The sequence below is a fragment of the Deltaproteobacteria bacterium genome (assembly GCA_019309045.1).
Lineage (GTDB): Bacteria > Desulfobacterota > Syntrophobacteria > BM002 > BM002 > JAFDGZ01.
Genome location: JAFDGZ010000137.1, coordinates 1 through 4,972, shown reverse-complemented (window position 1 = coordinate 4,972; position 4,972 = coordinate 1). Strand labels below are relative to the sequence as shown.

4 protein-coding genes are annotated in these 4,972 nt (G+C 55.7%); 2 read left to right on the top strand and 2 right to left on the bottom strand.

The window, feature by feature from the left end; genetic code table 11:
* Nucleotides 1–11: 11 nt before the first annotated feature.
* Both JRI89_16520 and JRI89_16515 read right to left on the bottom strand, forming a co-directional pair.
* Nucleotides 12–422, bottom strand: a complete 411-nt coding sequence (locus JRI89_16520) for a hypothetical protein (protein MBW2072836.1) — start codon at nucleotides 420–422, stop codon at nucleotides 12–14.
* 213 nt (nucleotides 423–635) lie between these two features.
* The gene (locus tag JRI89_16515) at nucleotides 636–1,994 is read right to left on the bottom strand and encodes a phosphomannomutase/phosphoglucomutase (protein MBW2072835.1); all 1,359 of its coding nucleotides are present in this window, start codon (nucleotides 1,992–1,994) and stop codon (nucleotides 636–638) included.
* A 553-nt stretch (nucleotides 1,995–2,547) separates the two neighbouring features.
* Between JRI89_16515 and JRI89_16510 the strand changes: the two genes are divergently transcribed.
* Both JRI89_16510 and JRI89_16505 read left to right on the top strand, forming a co-directional pair.
* A complete protein-coding gene (locus JRI89_16510; GenBank protein ID MBW2072834.1) occupies nucleotides 2,548–4,116 on the top strand; it encodes a DUF4301 family protein in 1,569 nt (522 codons plus the stop codon).
* A gap of 91 nt (nucleotides 4,117–4,207) precedes the next feature.
* Nucleotides 4,208–4,969, top strand: coding sequence for a YdcF family protein (locus tag JRI89_16505; GenBank protein MBW2072833.1), 762 nt, complete (start codon nucleotides 4,208–4,210; stop codon nucleotides 4,967–4,969).
* The last annotated feature ends 3 nt before the right edge of the window (nucleotides 4,970–4,972 follow it).

Genomic DNA, 4,972 nt, shown 5'->3' with positions numbered 1-4,972 from the left:
ACCTCGGCACACTAGAGCTCGTATTCACCTTCCATGTCGAGAATGAACTCGTGCGGTTGGTCGCCCACTCTAACTTTGAAGGTGCCTTCGCCCTTGATAGTGGCGAGCTTGCCGGTTCCTTTATAGGTTTTCCAGGTGCCTGTGGTAATCTTGCTGGGACCGTCCCTGTCGCCTTCGAACTTGCTGAATACTGAACCGTACTGGAAGTTGGTGACGGCATAGCCCTGCATGTGGCCGGAGCCTTTGATGCGGTCGTGAAAATTGACGCTGCGCCTGGAGACAAATTCACCGGCCACGCCCACTTCGTATTGCAGTGGTTCGCCTTCCATCTCGACGAGCATCAAGGAGTGGTCCGGTTCATCGTGGACGTACAGGGCCTCCCGCCTGGTAACCCGGAGTTTGTAAGTAGCTTTTCGTATCATCTGCCTCTCCTTTCACATCGATGAAGTGTAGGTTCCACAGTACTTCGATTCGCAAATACAGTGACGTATTCTACTGATTTACCTCATAACAATTGTTCACTCAGCACCAGGCCCTGAGTAAACAACTTCGTTATCGAACTTGCGAATTCGCAGGACCTGGCCGGCAGCTCCAAGTCGATCATTTGGCCGGGACATCTGGGCGCTGACCGGCTCTCAGGACTCGAGATCTCGCCGAATCTTTTCCACTGCCTGCTCCACTATCTGGCGATACTCTTCCAGCTGGCTTTCTGTTTCGGCTTCAAAACGGAGTACGAGAGCAGGCTGAGTGTTCGAGGCTCTCACCAGTCCCCAGCCGTGATCGAACAATACTCGAACACCGTCTACATCTATGATGGAATAGCTGCGGCGGAACTGGTCCGTTACCCGCTCTACCACAGTGAACTTGATCTCATCGGGGCACTCCACCCTGATTTCCGGAGTTACCACGGTGTTGGGAACGCCTTCTAGAAGCTCGGCAATAGTCTTGCCTGTGCTGGCCAGGATTTCGAGAAGCCGGCATGAGGCATAGATGGCGTCATCGAAACCAAAATAGCGATCAGCAAAGAACATGTGGCCGCTCATTTCACCGGCGAGGGCGGCATCCACCTCTTTCATCTTCTTCTTGATCAGAGAATGGCCGGTTTTCCACATGATTGCCTTGCCGCCGTGTTTTTCAATATCTTCATAGAGAGTCTTGGAGCACTTCACCTCTGAAATGAAGGTGGCCCCGGGACGCCGCGACAGAATCTCGCGGGCAAAAATGATCATGAGTTTGTCTCCGTAAACCACCCGCCCCTGCTCGTCCACCACGCCGATGCGATCGCAGTCTCCATCGTAGGAAATGCCCACATCCAGTTTTTCCCTCTGCACCAGTTCGATGAGATCCAGCAGATTCTCCAGTACTGTGGGATCAGGTTCATGGTTGGGGAAGCTGCCGTCCGGTTCGCAGTAGAGATCGTACACCTCACAGCCAAGATCTCGCAGAAGGGGTAGTGCCACAGGGCCTCCCACGGCGTTGGCAGCATCCAGCCCTACGCGCAGAGGCCTTTCCAGCTTGATGTTGTCGAGGATGTACTGGTGATAGGGGGTGACGATGTCATAAGACTCCAGGGTGCCCTGGCCGCTGGCAAAGTCGCCCCTGTCCATGAGTTCTCTGAGCTGTTGAATATAGGGTCCATAGAGGGTATCTGCGCCGTCGCAGATCTTGAAGCCGTTGTACTCCGGGGGGTTGTGCGAGGCAGTAATCATCATACCGCCGTCCACCTGGAGATGGCGAAGCGAGAAGTAGAAGACCGGCGTTGGGCAGATGCCGAGATCAATGACGCGGGCCCCACTTTCCAGGAGGCCTTCAATAAGGGCATCCCTGAAAGGGATTGAACTGGGGCGCACGTCCCGTCCGACTGTGAGTTTGTGCTTGCCCTGTTGAGCCATATAGGTGCCAAAGGTGCGGCCGAGACGACTGACATCAGCTTCTGTGATCTGGCTTCCCACGATTCCGCGAATATCATATTCTCTAAAAGTCTTGGCATCCATAGAATTAACCTTTCAATCGTGCATGTTCAGAACTGTGAAAAACAGGTCCCAAGGCATTTTGACCACCCGATTTGACCACCTCGAGGATTCAGTGTACAAGAAAAGTCCGCCAGGGAAAATGTTTTTTTTCTGTCCTCCCCCCTGGCAGGGCTTTGCCAGAGTTGAACCGAGCAACTCTTGATGACGAAGCTGGCCAATGGCCTGCACAGGTGCTTGTAAATGTACTTCATCAGGCCGGATGGCTGCTTGTTTTCAACGATTCTCTCTCAGGAAGCCGGGAAAGCAGGTAGAGAATCTGCTGCAGGCCGACTCCTGGGGGAGCCTGCTGGTCTGGAGAAAAATACCGCAAACCATTCTGCTCATGTTCCCTCAGATAAAAGGGGACGGGGGATGATGTTGTGAGTGGTTGCAAGTTTCCCCCAGGTCCTCCTCTTTTAAATGGGGGACTTCAAGGCTGCACTGTTTTGTTATTTTCTCATGGTTGGCATCAGCTCGAAGAATTGCTCGACTCAGCCCACAACAGGCAGCGAATCTGAAACGAGAGGTGAACTCTATGGACAGAGAAATATTCACTGCTGCTGATCTGGTTCAGCTGGAAAAGGTCGGCATCAGCGAGGCTCAGGCGAGAAGACAACTGGAAATTCTCAAATCCGGGTTTGAACCGCTTCAACTCGACAGACCATGCACCATAGGAGACGGCATCCTCCAGGTGGACTCCAGGGACCAGGAGAGATTTCTGGGAATCTGGGAGGAAGCTGCTGCAGCCGGACGTCTGTGCAGGTTCGTGCCGGCTTCAGGAGCTGCAACCCGCATGTTCGGCTTTCTGGACAGAATGCGGCGCAGGCAGGGAGGCTTCCGCGAGATCCATCTTCAGAAAAAAGCAGAGCAGGGAGATGATGACTCCACGGCATGCCTGCTCTTTTTCAGCAAGTTCAAAGAATTTGCTCTCAGTGAAGTGCTGGCCGAGAAAATGGCCCAGGCTGGAATCTCCCTGGATGATAAGCTTGCCCGGGGCGACTATGACCAGATAGTGGATTTCCTCCTGGAGCCAGAGGGGCTCGACTACCGCTCACTGCCCAAGGCCCTCATTCCTTTCCACCGTTATGATTCCCAGGTGCGTACCGCCATGGAAGAGCACCTGGTTGAAGCTGTCCAGACGCTGCAGGACCGCAGCCACAGCTGCCGGCTGCATTTCACGGTCTCCCCTGACAGCGAGGATTTGATGAAGGCTGCTGCGGCAAAGGCGGCTGCTTTCTACGGAAATGAGCTGGGCGTTCAGTACCTCATCAGTTTTTCACAACAATCTCCTGCCAGCAACACTCTGGCCCTCGATGATGAAGGCCTGCCTTTTCGCAAGCCAGACGGATCCTTGCTGCTGCGGCCCGGGGGGCATGGAGCTCTTCTCCAAAACCTCAATGAACTGGGCGGCGATCTGGTGTTCATTGTCAACATTGACAACGTGGCCACAGACAGGCGCAGAGAGACTGCAGTGCACTGGCAGAGAATCCTCACCGGCATGCTGGCGGATCTGCAGGGCAGGGCCTTCGAGTTCATGAGAACCCTGGCGGAGCATTCGCCCGGGGGACTGCAGCTGCAGGAAATAGTGGACTTTGTTCATGAGAGGCTGCAGGTGCCGCTGCCGCAGGGGATAGAGGACTATCCTGCCGAGCGGCTGGCTGACTGGCTCAGAGAGCGGTTGCAGCGGCCTATGCGGGTATGCGGTATGGTGAAGAACCGGGGAGAGCCCGGGGGAGGGCCTTTCTGGGTGCGACAACCGCAGGGGAGCCAGTCGCTGCAGATAGTCGAGTCTGCCCAGATTGCCCAGGAATCCGAGGAGCAGAGGAAGATCTTTCGAGCCGCCACCCATTTCAATCCAGTGCTCATCGCCTGCGGCCTGAGAGACTTTCAGGGGAAGCCATTCGATCTCAGGAAGTATTGTGACGACCGGGCCGTGTTCATTGCCCGCAAGACCGCCTATGGCAGGGAGTTGCAGGCGCTGGAATGGCCAGGCTTATGGAACGGTGGTATGGCGTGGTGGAATACGATTTTTGTCGAGGTTCCTGAGGCGGTGTTCAATCCGGTGAAGACTGTAAATGACCTGCTCCGCCCCGCCCACAATTGAAGAGACTCCTGGAGACAGATGAGAAGAGAGATTACCGCTGACAGCCGAAATGGTTTGCGGCGGTGATTTCCTTCAGGCAGCGAGGTGTGTGATGTTCACTCTCACCTACGTGGCAAAGAATGTCCTGATGCCCGCAGGCATTATTTTCCTGTTGCTGCTGTTGACTGTTGTGCTGACCCTGGCCAGGCGCAGGCGCGCTGCTCTGGGGATCGGCGGCCTGGCAGTTTTTCTCTACTACGTGCTGAGCATCAGTCCGGTGGCTAACGGTCTGCTTCAGCCCCTGGAAAAGCTCTACCCGCCGCTCAGTGGAGCTCGTCTGCCCAGGTCGGCAACCCTTGTGGTGCTGGGGGGCGGCGTGTCCGCTGCTGGTGACCTGCCGGCTGCCAGCAGGCTGAGCAATGCCACCTTGCAGCGGCTCCTCGAAGCTGTGCGGCTCTACAGGAAGATGGATCATGCCATGTTCGTTTTGTGCGGTGGCAGAGCCAATCCCTTCAACCGGGTAGCAGAGGCAGAACTTATGAGGCAGTTCCTGCTGCAAATGGCCATCCCGGCCAGCCAGATCGTGGTGGATGAAGGTTCGCGCAATACTGTGGAGAATGCCATAGCAGTGCAGAACCTCCAGGTCGAGCGGCCCCTGATCCTGGTAACCTCCGCCAGTCACATGCCTCGCGCAATGCGGGTTTTCACTGCCCAGGGAATGAAGCCACTGGCAGCTCCCTGCGATTATCGCAGGTGGGACAGCGGCAAAGATCCTTTGCAGTACTGGCCATCGGTGAGAGCGCTGGCTGCCTCGACCCATGCTGTATACGAATATTTTGCCACCTGGTGGTACAGGATTTCCGGGAAGGTGTGAGCG